Genomic DNA, 19,782 nt, shown 5'->3' on the forward strand with positions numbered 1-19,782 from the left:
TTCTTTCCCACAGTACCGAGTGCCGATTGCCCACTACCCCGCGTCGAGCGGCGTTGTCACTGCGATGTCGAGCGGCACAGCCACTGCGATTCTGCGAGCGGTAGTAGGGCTGGCCCTGGGCGAAGAAGTCTCGGGCCTGCTGCGGGTCGGAGATGGCGGCGCATCCCCCAGCCGTCACGAACGCAGTGATCGCCCTCCGACTATCGAGACCCGAACAGAGCATGGACAAACCGAGGGGTACGCATTAACGTCTTTCACTAATCAACTAGTGAAAGGCTTCTGGTGATCGCCTACCGTATCGATCGTCAGTCCGGCATTCCCACCTATGTCCAACTGATACTGCAGACCAAACAGGCCCTACGACTGGGAACACTCGCCGTCGGTGACCGACTGCCGACAGCAAAAGAGGTGGTCACGGCGCTGGCCATCAATCCGAACACCGTCCTCAAGGCGTACCGAGAACTCGAACGCGACGGGCTGGTTCAACCTCGGACCGGTTCCGGGACGTTCGTCGTCGCCTCGCTGGCAAAACCCGGCATGGCCGAACGATCGGCGCTCGAAACGGAACTCGACCGCTGGATCCGACACTGCACGGCCGCAGGACTGGACAGACCTGACCTCGAAGCCATCGTCACCGCCGCACTCGACAAGCAATTCGACCGAACCGAAAGAGACGAAACATGACCGACGCGGTGCTCACCATGGACGAGGTGGCCAAATCGTTTCGCAGGAAGACCGTCCTCGACGGATGCTCGTTCGCAGTCGAAAGAGGAAGCGTCACAGCTCTGGTCGGCTCCAACGGTGCCGGAAAGTCGACGCTGTTGTCGCTGGCCGTCGGCCTGCTGACACCGGACGGCGGAACCATTCGGGTTCTGGGCGAAAGCGTGACCCAACGCGGAATCTCGCCCGGCCTGTCCTATCTGGCGCAACACAAGCCCCTCTACCCACACTTCACCGTCGCCGAACTGCTGCGGTTCGGCCGAAACACGAACTCGCACTGGGACGATGCGTACGCGAAGGAAATCGTCGACGCCGCCGGAATCGCCACCTCCGCTCGGGTCAAGTCCCTCTCCCCCGGCCACCGCACGCGGATTGCCCTCGCGCTGGCACTCGGGCGTCGACCCGAAGTACTGCTGCTCGACGAGCCGCTTGCCGATCTCGATCCGGTCGCTCGCAGGGCGGTGGCACGCACCCTGATGCGCGATGCAGCCGAGAACGGTACGACGATCGTGCTGTCCTCACACGTGCTGTCCGAGCTCGTCGACGTCGCCGACCGGCTGTTGCTACTACGCGGTGGGCGAATGCGACTCGACGGGGACCTCGACGCCATCACCGCCGACCACTACCTTCTCGTCGGCAGCTCCGACGCCGACCCGACGGTCCAGGACGGCACCATCGTGTCCGAGGTGTTCGGTTCCGGCGCAACAACATTCGTCGTACAGGGCAAACAACCGACAACGACACCACCGGGGTGGACAGTCGAGAACGCCACCCTCGACGACGTCGTACTCGCCCACCTCGGAACGGAGACCACCTGATGATCTGGGTGACTTGGAGACAATTTCGCACGACCATCCTGTTCGGGGCGTTGACGCCACTGCTGTTGGCTGCGATCACGATTGCCGTCACGGTGATCGGCGGCGGTGTGATTCCGTCTCCGTATCTGCAGGGTTGTCGATCCTTCGGTTCGTCCGACTGCACCGTCGGGACCGTGCAGACGATAGCGATACTCACGACGATCGTCTTGCCCGTCGTCCTGGGGGCATTCGTCGGGGTGACCGTCTTCTCCCGCGATCTCGAACGTCGCACCCACGTACTCGGTTTGACTCAATCCGTGAGCCGACGCCGCTGGTACACCGTGCGCATTCTGGTCGTGTTCACACCGATCGTCGGGGCGATGACGGTGCTCGGATGCGTGCTGTTCGCAGCCAAGTACAACACTGCACCCGATTCCTTCGCGATGTCCTTCGCGGGGTCGAGCGCATCGCGGTTGGACTTTCCCATCTTCGGGGCCACGGCATTCGTCGCAGGCGCGTACACGGCCGTCGGATTGATGGTCGGTTCGGCATGCGCACTTGCGATGCGGAACACGATCGCTGCGATGATCACCACCGTCATCGTGTCGACTGCATTCCTTGCACTGCTGCCGACGCAGTTACGCGAGCACTATGCGACTCCCCAGACAGACCGAGTATCGGTGGAGCAGAAGGTCGACGACATGTACGGCGGCACTCCGGACTACTACAGACCAGGCGACTCGATCAGTTTGTTCCCACGATGGGAAGTCTCTGCCGACTACGTCGACAGCAACGGCAGTCCGGTGCCCGTCGACTTGATGGACTGCAATTGGACCCAGAACTACAGGGATCTGAGCGAATTCGAAACGGTCGCCGAGTACGAGGAGTACTCCGACCGCAAGAGCGTGGAACGTCGCAACATCGAGATCCAGTGCATTCGGGATCAGGGTGCCGAGGCCTACGAGACGCGCTATCACGAGGACAGATCGTTCTGGCGGTTCCAGGCGATCGAGTCGGCGTTGTCGTTGGTGGTTGCCGGGCTTCTCGGGGGCGTGTCACTCCTGCTGCTGCGCAGGCTGCGTCCCTAGGGCAGGTCTGCCGCAGCTACCTCTGCGCAGGAATTCCGAGCGGTTTCCGATTCCTGATCACAGTGGCCACGAGGGCGGGGAGGCCGAGGACCAGAACCATGATTCCGACTACGAGTGCAGCAGTGGACCACGGCCTGGACACCCCCAGCTGATCGGCCAGGGTGACCGCGCCGACGATGCCGAGGATCCAGGCGAGAAATTCGATTCGGCGAACGCGTCGGGATGTCGGATCCGAGGTTGCCCACCACGCACCGACGGACGAACACGCGAGGGCGCACACGAGCAACCAGTACTCCGCCATCTCGGCCTCCTCGAAGTCGATGGTGTGATCAGGGTAGTTCGCGTGCCGCCCGTCCGTTCACAATTGTGCGACCAGCAGTGGCAGACCCACCGCGGCCGTTGTGCGCCATCGGTGGTCGGCCATGTCGGATACCTCGGTCTCGACCGGGTTGATCTCGACCACGGTTGCGCCCGCACTGCGTGCGACGGCGGGCAGTCCGGCGAACGGGTACACCACGCCCGACGTACCGACCACGAGCACCAGATCTGCAGCGCGCACAGAATTCTCGGCTGCTTCCCACGCCTGTTCGGGCAGCGATTCGCCGAACCACACGGCCCCGGGACGGATGAGTCCGCCGCACCGGGGACAGTCCGGCGGCGGAACACGCTGATCTGCGTCGATCAGAATGTCGTCGTCCAGAATGTCGGTGTCGTCGAGTTCCGCGCGTACTCCACACTCGCTGCAGTACGGCTCGAAGAGGCTTCCGTGTACGTGTGCGAGCACTGTGGATCCGGCTCGTTCGTGCAGATCGTCGACGTTCTGCGTGGCGATGTCCACCTGCGCTTGCTGCTGCCATTGCGCGACGGCGCGGTGGCCGGCGTTGGGTTCGGAACGACGAACCAATGCTGCACGCCACCGGTACCAACCCCACACGAGGTCGCTGTCGGCGAGCCAGCCCTCGGGACTGGCGAGGTCCTTCGGATCGAAGTCCTGCCACAGACCAGTCCGGGCGTCGCGAAACGTTGCAATTCCGGATTCGGCCGACATGCCGGCCCCGGTCAGAACGACGATGCGCGACGCCGCTCGTGCGGCGTCCACGATGGGTTGTGGAACGGCGTCGACCGTCTGCTCGTGCGAATGGGTCACACAGCTATTGTGCCAACCGGTGTTCGCTCACGCGCTACCGTGTGGGCATGAGCATCGACACCGATACCCGCACGCGGCGACGCTGGCCCCTGTGGACCGCAGCGGTCACCGCTGTGGTCGTGGTGGTGGCCGTCGGTGTTCTGTGGCTCGCCCCGAGTCGCTATCTACCGTGGGACACCGAATCGTTCCCCGAGGTGAACAGCGCCGAGTTGACCGTCGACCAGGCACGTGTGGTGGACCTGCTGCGAGTCGAGCACGAGAAGCAGCGTCCGGGAACCTTCTATGCAGAGGGCGTGGACGAGGCCTGGTGCGCCGACTTCGTCAGCTGGATCATGAAGGAAGCGGGCCTGCCGTTGTCGAATCCCAACTCGGGTTCGTGGCGCATTCCCGGCGTCTACACGCTGCAGGAGTACTACCAGCAAGAGGGACGGTTCGGGACCGTCGGCAACTACACGCCGTCGGTGGGTGATGTGGTGTTGTACGACAACAGCAGTTGGGTCGGCCAACACACCAACGTCATCGTGGCTGTCGACGGCAGCGAGGCCGTCACCGTGGGCGGGAACGAAGCCGGCAATATCAGGATTCACACTCTGAATTACGAATCCGACTCGGGTGTAGTCGGATTCGGCCGATTGGCATCCTGAGGGCCGTCATTGCGACGGGGTGCTGGAACGGTCGCCGAGTGATCGCGCCCCTCCGTCTCTCTTCGCTCTGTACAGCAACAGGTCTGCTCGGTCGAAACAGTCGTAGAGCGATTCCCCCGGACGCAATGTCGTGTAACCGGCGGAAAATGTCTGCTCGTCCGGAACGACGGCTGCGAGTTCGGTCAGCACGGTTGCCATCGTCGTCGACCCGGTATCGGGCATCGCGATGGCGAATTCCTCCCCGCCCCACCTGGCGACATACGCTCGCCCTGCAAGCAATTGCATTGCGGCAGTGGAGAACTGGACCAACAGGCGATCGCCGCGGCCGTGTCCGTACTTGTCGTTGAACGACTTGAAGCGATCGAAATCGATCATCGCCATCGCCAGCGACACCTCGACTCCGCGCGGAGTCGTCAACTGAGACAACCGATCTCGCCATCCACGCCGATTGAGCAGCCCGGTCAAGGGATCGGTCAGCGCAGCCTCCCGTAGGTCGTCCTCCAACCGCCGCCGGTCGGTGACGTCGTGGACCACCGCCATGGTCCATCGTCGGCCGTCCGGGCCGGGGACCTCACTGGCCGACACCCAACCCCACCGCACTGTGCCGTCGGGATGCAGGTATCGCTTCTCGACGTGTACGGATTCACCACGGGCCTCGGCGTCGTCCATCATCTGTTCCATCGCCGCGTGTTGGCCCAGGTCGTCGGGGTGGGTGAATTCACGGGAGGATCGGCCCCACAGTAGGTCCCTGGGGCACCCCACGATGGCCGCATACGCCTCGTTCGCGAGTAACAGCAGCCCGTGTTCGTCGGCGAGTGCCATTCCCACCGTGCTGGCCTCGAACATCTCCCGATACCAGCCATCGGCGTCGACCATGATTGTCCGGTTCACTTCCTCGAACGGTGCGAGCCACATCGATTCACACGACACACCGACGATACGCCGTCGTGGGGGCCCGAACAGTATCCAGCGATCGGTCTTGACCTTGACGCTACGTCAACGTTCACACTGGACGCATGAGAATCGGATCCCTCGCCGATGCCGCCGGAACGACCCCGCGGACGGCGCGCCACTACCACCGACTCGGCTTGCTCTCCGAGCCTCGGCGGCTGTCCAACGGCTACCGCGAGTACACGATCGACGACGTCGTTCGGCTGATGCGAATCCGATGGTTGGCCGAGTGCGGAATGCCGCTGGGCGCGATAGCGGCAGTGCTCGACGGAAAAGCGACGGACGAGCCCGACGTGGTCGCGGACCTGCGAGCCTTGCTGGCCGGCATCGAGACCGAGCAGACGGCATTGGCACACAAGCACAGTCGCTTGTCGGCGTTGCTCGACGACGCTGTCGAACGGCGTCCTCTGACCGCGCTCCCACGAGATGTTGCCGCAACGTTCGGGTCCTTGCTCGATGCAGCGGACGAACGGGACCGGCCCGCGCTGATCCGCGAACGCGATCTACTCGAAGTGATGGCAATTTCGGGCCGCGTCCCGGCGGCATTCTTCGAGACGATGTCCGCCGCGCTCGGCGATCACGACCTACGTCGGAGATACCTGGTGTTGCTACGACGCTTCGGTGCCCTCGAGGGCCGAAGCGTCGCCGAATCCGAGGACGACATCGACGCGTTGGCCGACGAGTTGGTGTCCGTACTCGATGTCGAGTCCTTCGCTCAGGCGCCCGAGTCCGCTGCGCTCGGGAGCGACTCGACCGGGCTGCTCGACATCGAGGACATCGTTCCCGACGCGGCCCAACGCGCCGTCGTCCTCCGCACCACAGCTCGTCTGCTCGACGGTGCGCATCCGGCAGGAACCTCACAGTGACCCCGGATCGGGGTGCCCAGGTCGGCAGATGGCACGCACTGCTGTTGTGGGCACGCGGCCGCCACGCTCCGATCGCGGCCGACTCTGCCGAGTTCACCGCGGTGCGCGGAACGGGTTCGATGCCGTTGATGTTCGGTGTGGCCTCGGTCGTCGAGATCGTCGTCGTGCATCTCCTGGTGCCGTGGCTGTGGCTCGATATCGTGCTCGGTGCGCTCTCGGTCGTATCGATCGTTCTGCTGGCGTCGGCCACAGCCGTCGGCCGGGTGCACCCCCATGTCCTCACACCCGAAGCACTCGTCCTGCGCACCTCCGGCGAGGTCGTCACCACGGTGGAGAGATCGACGATCGTCTCGGCCCGACTCCATCGCCGGTTCGGCGTGGTGGCTCCCACTGTCCGCGACGACCGAGCCGTGTTACCGAACCAGGACGGCACGAACGTCGACATCACGTTGTCGACCCGCACCACAGTCGTCGTACCCGCACCCCTGCGTCGGTGGCGGGTCGAGGGCACCGCGACGTCCATCGCCTTGTACGTGGACGATCCCGTGGCCCTGGTCGCCGCGTTGTCCTCGGTTCCGGCCGACGGTGGGACGTGAGCCCGAACTGCTGCGGGAACGGTGGGAGCACGCTGCGAGAAACCGGCGACGAGCTGGGACCGGCACCGCAGTACGGACTCCGAGGAGTGCGTCACCGCGCGTACACGTATTGTTTGCTCAGAACGTCTTCTTGTTTGCGACGAACCTCGTCGTCTGCCGAGCAGCTTCCGAGACGAACACCACCGACCGTGACCGCCCGACCAGTGGTCGATCGACAGCCGGAGCCATTCCCCTTTCATGCAGGTACACCCGAGCGGAACCGATCACGAATCGGCAACCGATTCCGCGGCCCCGAGTTCGGTGTCGGCTCCCGTCGTGCCGCGACCGCCACAGCGCCACGATCTGAACGGTCTGCGTGGTGTCGCAATCGCCCTGGTGGTCGTGTTCCACATCTGGATGGGCCGGGTGTCGGGCGGAGTCGATGTCTTCCTCACGCTGTCCGGTTTCTTCTTCACTGCGTCGTTGCTTCGATCGGCCGAGGCCGGCGCGAGCCTGAACCCGATCACCCGCATCGTTCGCGTGCTCCGCAGACTCGGACCGCCGCTGGCGCTGACTCTGTTGGCGGTAGCGGCCGCGTCGGTGTTCCTGCTACCGCGGACCCGCTGGGCCGACGTGGGCGACCAACTCGTCTCCGGTGTCTTCTTCTTCGTGAACTGGCAGTTGGCGACGACGGCCAACGACTACCTGGCGGCCGACCCCTCGGTGAGCCCGGTCCAGCACCTGTGGTCCGTCGCGGTGCAATTCCAGTTCTATCTGCTCGCGATTGCCGTCGTGTTCGGTCTGGCGTGGATTCTGCGCACGATGCGACCGGAGGGACCGCGAAGTCTGCGACCACAGACCTTCGCCGTGATCTTCGCCGTCATCGCGGTGTTGTCGTTCGTGTATGCGGCGGACGGTGCTCGACGCCATCAGGCGTGGAACTACTACGACACGGGTGCGCGACTCTGGGAGATCATGCTCGGTGCGGCGGTCGCGGCCACGTTCGCGGCATTCGCCGGCAGAAACACCGGGGCCGATGCCCGCGTGAGTCGGGTGGGATCGACCGCCCGGGGCGCGCTCGCCGCCGGTGCGATGTTCGTCATCGTCGTCTGTGGATTCGTGGTGGACGGCGTGACCGCGTTCCCCGGTCCCCTGGCGCTGATTCCAGTACTGGCCACTGTGGCGCTGATCATCGCAGGCTCGAACACCGTGGTCGCCGCGACGTTGTCCAACCGGTTCTTCGCCTGGGTCGGCTCGATCGCGTTTCCGTTGTACCTGTGGCACTGGCCGCTGTTGATCTTCTACCTGTCGGCCACCGGCAGGACCCACGCGGACATACCCGGCGGACTCGGCATCGTCGGTGCATCGGTCGCACTCGCGTGGCTCACCGTCCGCTTCGTGGAGCGTCCCACGCAGGCCACCACATTCACTCCCGGCCGCATCGCAGTCACGGCCGTCGCCCTCGTTGCTGCCGTGGCGGTGACAGCCGGTTCGGTCGGCTGGAACGCCTACATCGAACGATCGATCTCGGCCGTGCAGGCCGACGAATCGGTCGACGAAGCCACGCACCCGGGGGCGCTGGAACTGACCGACGGCATTCGCGTCGAACCGGCCGAGATGACGCCTCCCCTGTACTCCGCTCCCGAGGATCTTCCCGTCACCACCCTCGAGGGCTGCATCGCGGATTTCGAGACTCGCGACGCTCTGTCCTGTACCTACGGCGACGTCGATGCGGCCCGAACGATCGTGCTGGCGGGGAGCTCACACGCCGAGCACTGGGTGACCGCTCTCGACACTCTGGGGCGGCGGCACGGCTTCAAGGTGGTCACGTTCGTGAAGATGGGGTGCCCGCTCAGCCTGGACACGATGCCGATGCTCGGGCAGAACGAGTACCCGGATTGTCTGGACTGGACCCGGACCGTGCTCGACGACGTCGCATCGATGCAACCGGAATACGTGTTCACCACGGCCACCCGGCCCCGCGACGACTTCCCCGGCGACTTCACCCCGCCCTGGTACGTCTCGGTCTGGCAGCAGTTGATCGCCGACGGTGTCGGCGTCCTCGGTATCAGGGACACCCCGTGGCTCGCGTATCGAGCCATCGACTGCCTGGCCGACGGCGGCTCGGCCACCTCGTGCGGCATCCCGCGAGACGAGGCGCTCGACTCGGTCAACCCCGCTCTGGCGTCCTCGTTCCAGCTGAGCGGATTCTCCGCCCTCGACCTCTCGGACGCGGTGTGCGACGACACCGTCTGTCGCGTCGAGCAGGGGAACGTACTGATCTATCGCGACGAGCATCATCTGACCGCCACCTACGTGCGAACCCTGACCACCGAGCTCGGCCGGCAGCTCGGATCTGCGACCGGCTGGTGGGCCGGACCGTGAGCGGAACGGCTCGCGCTCGGTAAGCCTGGTCCCACCGGTCACAGTAGGGTTGATCCATGCTGCACGACGCCTCCGACGACACGCCCGCCATCGCCGTATGGCCGGGATCCCCTTATCCACTGGGAGCGACCTACGACGGAGCAGGAACCAACTTCGCCTTGTTCTCCGAGGTCGCCGAGGCCGTGGACCTGTGCCTGATCGCCGAGGACGGTACCGAAACTCGTATTCGTTTCGAGGAGTCCGACGGCTACGTGTGGCACGCGTACCTGCCCACGGTCGTGCCGGGACAACGCTACGGCTACCGCGTCCACGGGCCGTGGGATCCGGCTGCCGGACATCGTTGTGATCCCAGCAAGTTGCTGGTCGATCCTTACGGAAAAGCATTCGAGGGGTCGTTCGACGGAGACCGATCGCTCTTCTCCTACAACATCGACATCCCGGCCGCCGAACCCGAGCCCGTGGAGTCCACGGACTCCGCAGCCGCGGATCCACTCGACGCCGACGGCCGGTTCGAGGACGCGGCGGATCTTGCCGATCCGGACGGCGAAATCGTCGACGAGGCCCCGATCGCCCACGACGACGAGCCGAACAACGATTTCCCCCAGCACGATTCGCTGGGGCACACGATGACCACCGTGGTCATCAACCCCTTCTTCGACTGGCAGGCCGACCGCGCGCCGAAGAGGCCGTATCACGAGACGGTGATCTACGAGGCCCACGTCAAGGGCATGACGATCACCCATCCGGACATCCCCGAGGCCGAGCGCGGCACCTATGCCGGTCTGGCACATCCGGTGATCATCGAGCATCTGCAGCACCTGGGCGTCACCGCGATCGAGCTGATGCCGGTGCACCAGTTCATGCAGGACCAGGTACTTCTGGACAAGGGACTGCGAAACTACTGGGGCTACAACACCTTCGGATTCCTCGCGCCTCATGCGGAGTATTCCTCGCATCAGTCGCCCGGTGCCGCGGTGACCGAATTCAAGGCGATGGTCCGTTCGTTCCACGCCGCCGGCATCGAGGTGATCCTCGACGTGGTCTACAACCACACCGCCGAGGGAAACCACATGGGCCCCACCATCAGCTTCCGCGGCATCGACAACGCGGCCTACTACCGACTGGTCGACGGCGATCTCGAGCACTACATGGACTACACCGGGACGGGCAACAGTCTCAATGCTCGACACCCGCACACGCTGCAGCTCATCATGGACTCGCTGCGCTACTGGGTCACCGAGATGCACGTCGACGGATTCAGGTTCGACCTCGCATCCACCCTGGCCCGTGAACTGCACGACGTGGATCGGTTGAGCGCGTTCTTCGATCTGGTGCAACAGGACCCGGTCGTCAGCCAGGTGAAGCTGATCGCCGAGCCGTGGGATGTCGGCGAGGGCGGATACCAGGTGGGCAACTTCCCCGGTCTGTGGACCGAGTGGAACGGCAAGTACCGCGACACCGTTCGCGACTACTGGCGCGGTGAGCCCGCGACGCTGGGCGAGTTCGCGTCGCGTCTGACCGGATCGTCGGATCTCTACGAGGCGACGGGCCGTCGCCCCGGTGCCAGCATCAACTTCGTCATCGCACACGACGGCTTCACCCTCAACGACCTGGTCTCGTACAACGACAAGCACAACGAGGCCAACGGCGAGGACAACAACGACGGCGAGAGCCACAACCGGTCGTGGAACTGCGGCGTCGAAGGTCCGACCGACGATCCCGAGATCCTCGATCTGCGTGCCCGCCAGATTCGCAACATCATGGCCACGCTGCTGCTCAGCCAAGGCACGCCGATGATCGCGCACGGCGACGAACTCGGCCGAACTCAGCAGGGCAACAACAACGTCTACTGCCAGGATTCGGAACTGGCGTGGATGGATTGGTCCCTGGCCGAGACCAACGCCGACCTGATCGAGTTCACCCGCAACGCAATTGCGCTGCGCAACGAGCACCCGGTGTTTCGCCGTCGCCGATTCTTCGAGGGCAGGCCCATCCGATCGGGCGAACAGGCACGTGACATCGCCTGGCTCACCCCCGCAGGCGAGGAGATGACTCCCGAGGACTGGGACAGCGGTTTCGGCAAATCGCTCACCGTGTTCCTCAACGGTGAGGGCATTCCCGAGCCGAATCAGCGCGGGGAGCGGGTGGTCGACGACTCGTTCCTGTTGTGCTTCAACGCACATCACGAGACGATCGAATTCGTCACCCCGGACGGAAACTACGCCAAGGAATGGACGGTCGCCCTCGATACGGCAGCGCGCACGGGAGCGGGTGAGAAATCGATCGAAGCGGGTACACCGGTGGAGGTCACCGCTCGATCCCTACTCGTTCTACGAAAGACTGCCTGACTCATGCCGCTGCCCACCAGCACATACCGGTTACAACTGCGGGGCGATGCCTTCACCCTGGCCGACGCCTCGGACGTGGTCGACTACCTGCACGACCTCGGAGTGAGCCATCTCTATCTCTCGCCGATACTGACCGCAACCGACGGTTCGACGCACGGGTACGACGTCACCGACACCTCGACCGTCTCCGCCGCCCTCGGCGGGCGAGATGCATTGACCCGCTTGCACTCTCGGGCTGCCGAGGTGGGCATGGGGATCATCGTCGACATCGTCCCCAACCACGTCGGGGTGGAGGATCCACGACAGAACGCGTGGTGGTGGGACGTTCTGCGGCGCGGTCGTGACTCGGAGTTCGCCACCTACTTCGACATCGACTTCGCAGCCGACAACGGAGTGGACGGCAAGATCGCCATCCCCGTGCTCGGCAGCGCGAGCGATGTCGCCGAGCTCACCGTCGACCGCTCCGAGGACGAGCCTCTACTGGCGTTCTACGAGCACCGCTTCCCCATCGCCGACGGTACCGACGGCGACGACGCCCAGGCCGTGCACGACCGTCAGGCCTACCGCCTCGTCAGTTGGTCCGCCGGGCTGATCGGCTACCGGCGCTTCTTCTCGGTGAACGGCCTGGCCGGTGTCCGGCAGGAAGACCTCGACGTCTTCACCGACTCGCATCGCCAGGTGGCGAGCTGGATCGAGGACGGGCTGATCGACGGTTTGCGCGTCGATCACCCCGACGGCTTGGCCGATCCTGCCGGATATCTGACCGAACTGCGCGGGCTGCTCGGTCCCGACCGCTGGCTGGTGATCGAGAAGATCTTGGCCGACGGCGAACCGTTGGACGAGTCGCTGCCCGTCGACGGCACGACAGGGTACGACGCGTTGGCGGCCGTGGGCGGGATATTCGTCGACCCGGAAGGGGCGCCGGCACTGACCGCACTGTCCCAGGTGCGCTCCGGCATCGCCTACGACGACGAGACGTTGCACGAGACAGAACTCGATCTCAAGACCGCTGTCGCGCGCGGCGACCTGTCCCCCGAGGTGCGACGCCTCGCCCGCGCCGTGGTTCGTGAATCGGGTACCTCCATCGAGCTCGAATCGGTGATCGACGCCATCGTCGCCGTTGTTGCCGCAGTTCCGGTGTACCGCACCGACTACGCGCCGCTGGCCGGTGTGCTTCCGGGTGTCGTCGCCGCCATCGGTGAAGAGCAGCCGGAACTGGCCGGCGGTCTCGACGCTCTGACAACCGCCCTGATCGCCGGTACCGAATCCCCCGTGCGTTTCGATCAGGTGTGCGGTGCCGTCACGGCCAAGGGCGTCGAGGACTGCCTGTTCTACCGCGCCAACCGGTTGATCTCGCTGCAGGAGGTCGGCGGCGATCCCGCTCGGTTCGGTTGCAGCCCAGCGTACTTCCATCTGAAGAACGCCGACCGCGCGAAGCGCTGGCCCGCCGCGATGACGACACTGTCCACACACGACACCAAACGCGGTGAGGACGTGCGGGCGCGTATCGGCGTGCTCTCGCAGACGCCGGAGCTGTGGGCCCGGTCGATCGCCGATTGGGAGGAGCTGGCCCCGAGCCCCGACGGCACCACAGGGATGTTCTTGTGGCAGAACGTCTTCGGTGTCTGGCCGGTCGACGGGGTGATCACCTCGACCCTGCGGGAACGGCTACACGCCTACGCCGAGAAGGCCATTCGCGAGGCCGCTCTCCGTACCACGTGGACCGATCCGGACGAGGAGTTCGAGACTGCCGTACACACGTGGCTCGACGCAATTCTCGACGGTCCGGTGGCACGTTCGATGACGATGCTCGTCGAAAAGCTTTCGCCCCATGGACACTCCGATGCACTCGGGCAGAAGTTGCTCACACTCGTCGGTCCCGGAATCCCGGATGTGTATCAGGGCACCGAGTTGTGGGAGGACTCGCTCGTCGACCCCGACAACCGCAGACCCGTCGACTACTCGGTACGCCGGTCCGTTCTGGCCGGACTGAACGGATCCGCGCCGTCGGTCGATACCGGTGCTGCGAAGCTGGCCGTGGTTCGTTCCGCGCTGACGGTACGACGCGAACGGCCTGCGAGCTTCGTCGGCGGTAGTTACACGCCGATCGTCGCGGACGGGACCGCGGCCGCGCATGTCGTCGGATTTGCCCGAGGTCCGTTGCCCGGCAACTCCGATGTGGTTGCGCTGGCCACGAGGCTGTCCCTCGGTGTGGCCGAGACAGGGTGGGGCGAGACGACCGTGACGCTGCCCGACGGTCGGTGGCGCGACCGCATCACCGACGTCGAACACAGCGGGACCGTTGCGGTCGCCGAGCTGTTCGCCTCCCTGCCGGTTGCACTTCTGGTGCGCGACAACGAAGGAGAGTCAGCACGATGACATCTTCGGCCACGACATCTTCGGCCACGACCCGTGAATTCGCAGTATGGGCACCGACCCCGGAACGAGTACGGCTGCAACTGGACGACTCGGTCCACGACATGGAGCAATCCTCGGACGGCTGGTGGCGAGCAGAGGTGGCCGCCGCCGCGGACAGTCGCTACGGATTCCTCCTCGACGACGCCGAGAAGGCGCTGCCGGATCCACGCTCGCCTCGGCAACCCGACGGTGTGCACGAATTGTCCCAGGTGTTCGAGGTCGATCCGTCGTTGTGGACCGATTCCGCATGGACCGGTCGTCAACTCCCCGGATCGTCGATCTACGAACTCCACATCGGCACCTTCACTCGCGAGGGAACGTTCGACGCGGCGATCGACAAGCTCGATCACCTCGTCGACCTCGGCGTGTCTTTCGTCGAGATCATGCCGGTCAACGGATTCAACGGCGTGCACAACTGGGGCTACGACGGCGTCCTCTGGTACACCGTGCACGAGGCCTACGGTGGCCCGGAAGGGTTGCAGCGCTTGGTCGATGCATGCCACGGCCGCGGGATCGGTGTGGTTCTCGACGTCGTCTACAACCATCTCGGCCCGTCCGGCAACTATCTGGAACGCTTCGGTCCCTACATGACCGAAGGGGCCAACAGCTGGGGCCAGGCGATCAACTATGCCGATGCAGACTCGGGCGAGGTGCGGCGCTACGCCCTGGACAACGCGTTGCGCTGGTTCTCCGAGTTCCACATCGACGCGTTGCGTCTCGACGCGGTGCACGCCATCGTCGACCACACCGCTGTGCATCTCCTCGAGCAGCTCTCGATCGAAACGCGCACCCTGTCAGCGCATCTCGGCCGTCCACTGACCCTGATCGCCGAGAGCGACCTCAACGATCCATCGCTGATCACGGCACGGTCGGGTGGCGGCTACGGACTCGACGCACAGTGGGACGACGACATTCACCACGCGATCCATGCTGCGGTCTCCGGCGAACGGCAGGGCTACTACGGCGACTTCGGGTCGTTGCAGGGCCTGGCGAACACGGTGCGGCAGGGCTTCTTTCATGCCGGAACGTACTCCAGCTTCCGCGGCCGAATCCACGGGCGACCACTGGACACCCGCCGCATTCCCGCCAGCTCTCTGGTGGCCTACACGACTACCCATGATCAGGTCGGTAACCGTGCGATCGGGGATCGCCCCGGCTTCTACCTCTCCCCCGGACAGCTTGCGATCAAGGCAGCTCTGGTACTCACCTCGCCCTACACTCCGATGCTGTTCATGGGCGAGGAATGGGGAGCGTCGACTCCGTTCCAGTTCTTCACCTCGCACCCCGAACCCGAGCTCGGCAAGGCCACGGCGGAAGGACGCAAAGCCGAGTTCGCCGAACACGGGTGGGACAAGAGCGACATCCCCGACCCACAGGATCCCGAGACGTTCACACGATCGAAATTGAATTGGTCGGAACTGGGCGACGGCGACCATGCCCGACTGTTGGCCGTCTATCGAGACCTACTGGCCCTGCGCCGCGAGCGGACCGAACTGACCGACCCGTGGCTCGATCACGTGAAGGTCGAGTACGACGAGGACGCCCAGTGGATCGCGATTCGCCGCGGCCGCGTCAGTGTGGTGTGCAATCTGTCCGAGTCCGCGGTGACGGTGCCGGTCGGCGGCTCCACACTGCTCGAGTGGGAGCCGACGACCTCGAACGACACCGGGTCTGCCACCACGGTTCCGGGTCACTCCTTCGCGGTGCTCGAATCCTGACGAACCCGTAGGTTCACCAGCACGAACACGGCGGTGACCGCAAGGACCACCGCGGTGGCGACGGCCGCAACGTGCATGCCCGAGACGAACGCGGCATGCGCGGAGTCCAGGAGGACCGTCGCCACCGAGTCCGGTAGTTCACGGGCCACCGCGTCTGCGCCGCCGAGCGTTTCGGCTGCTCTGGCACCGAGCTCGGGTGTGAGCTGCGAGGTGTCGATCCCGCGTCGGAAGATGGCCATGACGACCGTGCCGAGGATCGCTACTCCCAGCGCGATGCCCAGCTCGTACGCGGTTTCCGACACCGCGGACGCAGCCCCGGCTCGCTCCGGTTCGACGGCACTGACCACCAGGTCGGACGTCAGAGTGAGCGCGAAGCCGACGCCTGCACCCACCAGGACGAATCCGGCGATGAACAACGCCGGGCTGGTGTCGGTACCGAGACCGACCAGGATGCCCGCGCCCGCAGCGGCAGCGATCATGCCTGCGCCGAGGACCGTGCCTGCGGTGAAGTACCGAACCAGAACCGCAGCGAGCAATGAGGTCACGATGCTGGCGGCCGTGCCCGGCAGCAACAGCAGTCCGGCTTCGAGCGGGCTGTTGCCCAGGACGAGCTGCAGGTACTGCGAACCGAAGAACAGCACGCCGGCGAGTGCGAACACGGACAGGAAGTTCGTCGCCACACCCGTCGAGAAGGCACGGTTGGCGAACAGCCGGATGTCGATCATCGGGGCGTCCAGAATTCGCTGCCGCCGCACGAACACCACACCGGCGATCATGCCGACGACGGCGGAGACCACGTAGGCCGGGTGAAGGCCGTGCGCTGCGATCTCCTTGACCGCGAACACGATCGGAACGATAGCGAGCATCGACAACGCCGAGCTGGGGAGGTCGAAACGGCCCGGGTTCGGATCCTTGGACTCGGGAATCACCAACGGTCCCAGCGCGATCAGCGCGATCATGACGGGAATGTTGATGAGAAACACCGAGCCCCACCAGAAGTGCTCGAGCAACCACCCGCCCACGAGCGGACCGGCGGCCGCGCCGCCGCCCGCCATTGCGCCCCAGACGCCGATAGCGGTCACCCGTTGGCGCGGATCGAGGAAGATCGTGCGAATCAAGCCGAGAGTGGCGGGCATCAAGGTCGCGCCGGAGATACCCTGCAGAACTCGCGCCGCAATGAGCATCTCCGGGCTGGTCGAGACAGCCGCAACGAGAGAGGCGATTCCGAAGCCCGCGGCTCCGATCAGCAGCAGGCGACGCCGACCGATCCGGTCACCGAGCGTGCCCATCGTGATGAGCAAGCCGGCCAGTACGAACGAGTACACGTCGATGATCCACAGCAGCTGATTGCTCGACGGTGCCAGATCGGCGCTGATGAACGGCAGGGCGAGGTCGAGCACGGTCCCGTCGACCGCGATGAGAAGTACGGCAAACGCGAGCACCACCAACCCGAACCAGTCGCGCGCGGTGGCTCTGGAGGCCGATCCGCCGTCGATCTCGTGCACCGCACCGGTCCGCACGTCGCTCACCATGACTCCATTTCGCCCGCCCGGTCCGCGACCGGGCACATCCCCGATACCAACCGTCCAGCCGGTACAGCTCCGAAGACTACCTCGAACCGTCCAGCCGGTAAAGTGAGTTTCATGTCATCTGACACACGCGACCGAATTCTGGATTCGCTCGAGACATTGCTTCTCGAACACGGCATGACCAAAGTGACCCTGGACAGCGTCGCTGCCGCCGCCGGGGTATCGAAGGGCGGCTTGCTGTACCACTTCAAGACCAAGGACGCTCTGGTCGCTGCCATGGTCCGACGGCTCGCCGTTCAGGCCGATCAGCAGCGAGCCGACGCCGGCGCAGGTGGCACCTCCGTGGCGGAGTGGTATCTGCAACCACCCGATTGCATTTCGGAGAAGGAAATCGCGCTCTACCGCTCCACGCTGGCGGCACTGCGCAGCGTCGACGGAAACTCCGGCGAGGTGCAGGACGCCGTCACGGACATGATGCAGCAGTGGGACGAGGGCTTACGTACCGAGATCGACGATCCGGTGCAGGCCGAGATCATCCGACTCGTCGGCGACGGGATATACCTCGGAGCCGTCCTCGACCTGCCCGCCGTCGACCCCGAACTGCACAAGCGGGTTGTCGACCGCCTGCTGGGTCGATGACTCAGGTCAAGTAGCGGTAGACCGGCGATCCCGGCTCCAGCTGCTCCACCTGAAGGTGCGAGGACCGCATACGTTCGAGGAGGGCCGAAAGGCCGTGCGCCGCACCGAGTTGGATGCCGACGAGCGCGGCACCGGTCTCCCGGTTGTTTCGCTTGACGTACTCGAACAGGGTGATGTCGTCCTCGGGCCCGAGTACCTCGTCGAGAAACCGACGCAGTGCGCCGGGCTCCTGCGGAAAGTCCACGAGGAAGTAGTGCTTGAGGCCGAGGTGGACGAGCGATCGTTCGAGAATCTCGCCGTACCGTGAGACGTCGTTGTTTCCCCCGGACACCAGGCACACGACGGTGCTTCCCGGTGCGATGTCGAGGTGCTCGAGCGCGGCGACCGCCAACGCGCCTGCGGGCTCGGCGATGACCCCTTCGTTCTGGTACAGCTCCAGCATTGCGGTACAGACCGCGCCCTCGTCTATCTGGGTGATCAGGAATGCACCGGGGCCGGAACTCTCGAACACCGGCGCGGTGATCAGGGGCAACGATGCATGGGACACCACCGTCGCGCCCAACGACCGCAGCGCCGAGTACGGAACATCGCCGATGCGCCGGACCGCCGCCCCGTCGACGAACGGATCGATATCCGACAGCGTCACCGGCCCACCAGCAATCAACGCAGCGGTCATCGACGCAGCACCGGATGGTTCGACGCCGACCAACGATGTCTGCGGAGCGCGCTCACGCAGGTAGCTCGAGATACCCGCGATGCAGCCGCCCCCGCCGACGGGCATCACCACCACATCGGGTGCGCCACCGAGCTGATCGACGATTTCCTTGGCGATCGTCCCTTGGCCCGCCACCGTTCGTGGATCGTCGAACGGCGGGACCATGGTGGCACCGGTACGGGCCACGTCCGCGGCCGCCGCCGCAGCTGCCGCGTCGAACGTGTCGCCGATGACGATGAGCTCCACGAAGTCGCCTCCGTGCACCCTGATTCGGTCACGCTTCTGCTTGGGGGTGTTGGCCGGCACGTAGATCCGACCTCGCACCTGCATGGACCGACAGGCGAATGCCACCCCCTGCGCGTGGTTACCGGCACTCGCCGTGACCACGCCGACGCTGCGCTCGGCCTCGGTCAGCTGATCCATCAGGTTGTAGGCACCGCGGATCTTGTACGAGCGGACGATCTGCAGGTCTTCCCGTTTGAGGTAGACCGTCGCTCCGGTCTCTGCCGACAGGCGCTCGCACAACTGCAGGGGTGTCGCGGCGACCACCGAGGAAATTCGCATCGCAGCTGCATCGATGTCGGCCGCGGTGACGGCTACCGACGAGGGGTGCTGGGAGGCGAGCTCAGGTGATGAAGACACCAGCACATGCTGCCACCAGCGTGGAACGGTCACCCACTCGGGACCGTTCCACGGGCAGGCCGATCGCGCTCAGGCGCGAGCGAGGACGAACACCGGGATCTCCCGGTCTGTCTTCTTCTGGTAATCCGCGTAATCGGGGTAGACCGCGACCGAACGCTCCCACCACACGGCCTTCTCGTCGCCGGTTACCTCCCGAGCGACGTAATCATGCTTTTCGGGTCCGTCCTGCAACTCCACCAGCGGCTCGGCTTTGACGTTGAAGTACCAGACGGGATGCTTCGGCGCACCGCCGAGGGAGGCCACGATGGCGTACTCCCCATCGTGTTCCACCCGCATCAACGGCGACTTGCGCAGCTTCCCGCTCTTGTTTCCCTTGGTGGTCAGCAGCACGACCGGCATCCCGTTCATCGTCGTGCCTTCGGTTCCGCCGGAGTTCTCGTACAGCTCGGCCTGCTTGCGGGCCCAGTCGGATGAACTCGGTTCGTATTCTCCTGTCAATGGCATGGTTTCAGTCAACACCCACGGTCGCCGGGACGCCACCGAATCTCGGTCGTCGCAGGTCGGAACCGTGAGTTCGGTGGACCGAATCTTTGCGTGGGT

The 19,782-nt window shown here is 65.0% G+C and carries 17 protein-coding genes; 11 read left to right on the plus strand and 6 right to left on the minus strand.

Going from position 1 to position 19,782, the window contains the following annotated elements:
* Positions 1-282 precede the first annotated feature (282 nt).
* From CH285_RS15740 to CH285_RS15750, 3 genes are read left to right on the plus strand one after another with little or no spacing between them, the layout of a single operon-like run.
* Positions 283-684 carry a GntR family transcriptional regulator gene (locus CH285_RS15740; RefSeq protein WP_027497311.1) on the plus strand — a complete coding sequence of 134 codons (402 nt, stop codon included), beginning with the start codon at positions 283-285 and terminating at the stop codon, positions 682-684.
* On the plus strand, positions 681-1,538 hold the full coding sequence (locus CH285_RS15745) for an ABC transporter ATP-binding protein (RefSeq protein WP_094644253.1): 858 nt from the start codon (positions 681-683) through the stop codon (positions 1,536-1,538). Before CH285_RS15740 ends, CH285_RS15745 begins: the two co-directional genes overlap by 4 nt.
* On the plus strand, positions 1,538-2,605 hold the full coding sequence (locus CH285_RS15750; RefSeq protein ID WP_094644254.1) for an ABC transporter permease: 1,068 nt from the start codon (positions 1,538-1,540) through the stop codon (positions 2,603-2,605). The genes CH285_RS15745 and CH285_RS15750 overlap by 1 nt, the downstream gene beginning before the upstream one ends.
* 16 nt (positions 2,606-2,621) lie before the next feature.
* Here CH285_RS15750 and CH285_RS15755 read toward each other — a convergent pair whose 3' ends face one another.
* Positions 2,622-2,906, minus strand: a complete 285-nt coding sequence (locus CH285_RS15755) for a hypothetical protein (protein WP_032399990.1) — start codon at positions 2,904-2,906, stop codon at positions 2,622-2,624.
* A 57-nt stretch (positions 2,907-2,963) separates the two neighbouring features.
* Positions 2,964-3,752 carry an SIR2 family NAD-dependent protein deacylase gene (locus CH285_RS15760; RefSeq protein ID WP_094644255.1) on the minus strand — a complete coding sequence of 263 codons (789 nt, stop codon included), beginning with the start codon at positions 3,750-3,752 and terminating at the stop codon, positions 2,964-2,966.
* 47 nt (positions 3,753-3,799) lie between these two features.
* Here CH285_RS15760 and CH285_RS15765 point away from each other — a divergent pair, with 47 nt between their 5' ends.
* Positions 3,800-4,396: a CHAP domain-containing protein gene (locus CH285_RS15765; RefSeq protein ID WP_094644256.1), complete on the plus strand. Its 597-nt coding sequence runs from the start codon at positions 3,800-3,802 to the stop codon at positions 4,394-4,396.
* 6 nt (positions 4,397-4,402) lie between these two features.
* On the opposite strand, the gene CH285_RS15770 is transcribed toward CH285_RS15765, so the two are convergent.
* Entirely contained in the window at positions 4,403-5,311 is a 909-nt protein-coding gene (locus CH285_RS15770) for a sensor domain-containing diguanylate cyclase (protein WP_094644257.1), read from the minus strand.
* A 101-nt stretch (positions 5,312-5,412) separates the two neighbouring features.
* On the opposite strand from CH285_RS15770, the gene CH285_RS15775 reads away from it, so the two are divergent.
* The 6 genes from CH285_RS15775 to treZ all read left to right on the plus strand — a co-directional run bounded on the left by CH285_RS15775 (position 5,413) and on the right by treZ (position 15,657).
* Positions 5,413-6,213, plus strand: coding sequence for a MerR family transcriptional regulator (locus CH285_RS15775; protein ID WP_094644258.1), 801 nt, complete (start codon positions 5,413-5,415; stop codon positions 6,211-6,213).
* Positions 6,210-6,809, plus strand: coding sequence for a hypothetical protein (locus tag CH285_RS15780; RefSeq protein WP_094644259.1), 600 nt, complete (start codon positions 6,210-6,212; stop codon positions 6,807-6,809). The genes CH285_RS15775 and CH285_RS15780 overlap by 4 nt, the downstream gene beginning before the upstream one ends.
* Positions 6,810-7,046: 237 nt before the next feature.
* Entirely contained in the window at positions 7,047-9,173 is a 2,127-nt protein-coding gene (locus tag CH285_RS15785; protein WP_094644260.1) for an acyltransferase family protein, read from the plus strand.
* Between the two features lie 56 nt (positions 9,174-9,229).
* Complete coding sequence (gene glgX, locus CH285_RS15790) at positions 9,230-11,521, plus strand: glycogen debranching protein GlgX (protein WP_032387826.1); 2,292 nt, start codon at positions 9,230-9,232, stop codon at positions 11,519-11,521.
* Between the two features lie 3 nt (positions 11,522-11,524).
* On the plus strand, positions 11,525-13,900 hold the full coding sequence (gene treY / locus CH285_RS15795; protein WP_094644261.1) for a malto-oligosyltrehalose synthase: 2,376 nt from the start codon (positions 11,525-11,527) through the stop codon (positions 13,898-13,900).
* The gene (gene treZ / locus CH285_RS15800; RefSeq protein WP_094644262.1) at positions 13,897-15,657 is read left to right on the plus strand and encodes a malto-oligosyltrehalose trehalohydrolase; all 1,761 of its coding nucleotides are present in this window, start codon (positions 13,897-13,899) and stop codon (positions 15,655-15,657) included. Before treY ends, treZ begins: the two co-directional genes overlap by 4 nt.
* Here the strand turns inward: treZ and CH285_RS15805 are convergent.
* Positions 15,630-17,189, minus strand: coding sequence for an MFS transporter (locus CH285_RS15805; protein WP_063216920.1), 1,560 nt, complete (start codon positions 17,187-17,189; stop codon positions 15,630-15,632). The genes treZ and CH285_RS15805 overlap by 28 nt on opposite strands.
* A gap of 111 nt (positions 17,190-17,300) precedes the next feature.
* Here CH285_RS15805 and CH285_RS15810 point away from each other — a divergent pair, with 111 nt between their 5' ends.
* A complete protein-coding gene (locus CH285_RS15810) occupies positions 17,301-17,825 on the plus strand; it encodes a TetR/AcrR family transcriptional regulator (RefSeq protein WP_027497323.1) in 525 nt (174 codons plus the stop codon).
* A gap of 1 nt (position 17,826) precedes the next feature.
* On the opposite strand, the gene ilvA is transcribed toward CH285_RS15810, so the two are convergent.
* Together ilvA and CH285_RS15820 are read right to left on the minus strand one after the other, a co-directional pair.
* Positions 17,827-19,182, minus strand: a complete 1,356-nt coding sequence (gene ilvA / locus CH285_RS15815; protein WP_094644382.1) for a threonine ammonia-lyase IlvA — start codon at positions 19,180-19,182, stop codon at positions 17,827-17,829.
* A 69-nt stretch (positions 19,183-19,251) separates the two neighbouring features.
* Positions 19,252-19,686 (minus strand): nitroreductase family deazaflavin-dependent oxidoreductase, encoded by a 435-nt coding sequence (locus tag CH285_RS15820; RefSeq protein ID WP_027497325.1) that lies wholly within the window; start codon positions 19,684-19,686, stop codon positions 19,252-19,254.
* Between the last annotated feature and the right edge of the window lie 96 nt (positions 19,687-19,782).

It is taken from the genome of Rhodococcus sp. 05-2256-B1 (assembly GCF_002258465.1).
GTDB lineage: Bacteria > Actinomycetota > Actinomycetes > Mycobacteriales > Mycobacteriaceae > Rhodococcoides > Rhodococcoides fascians.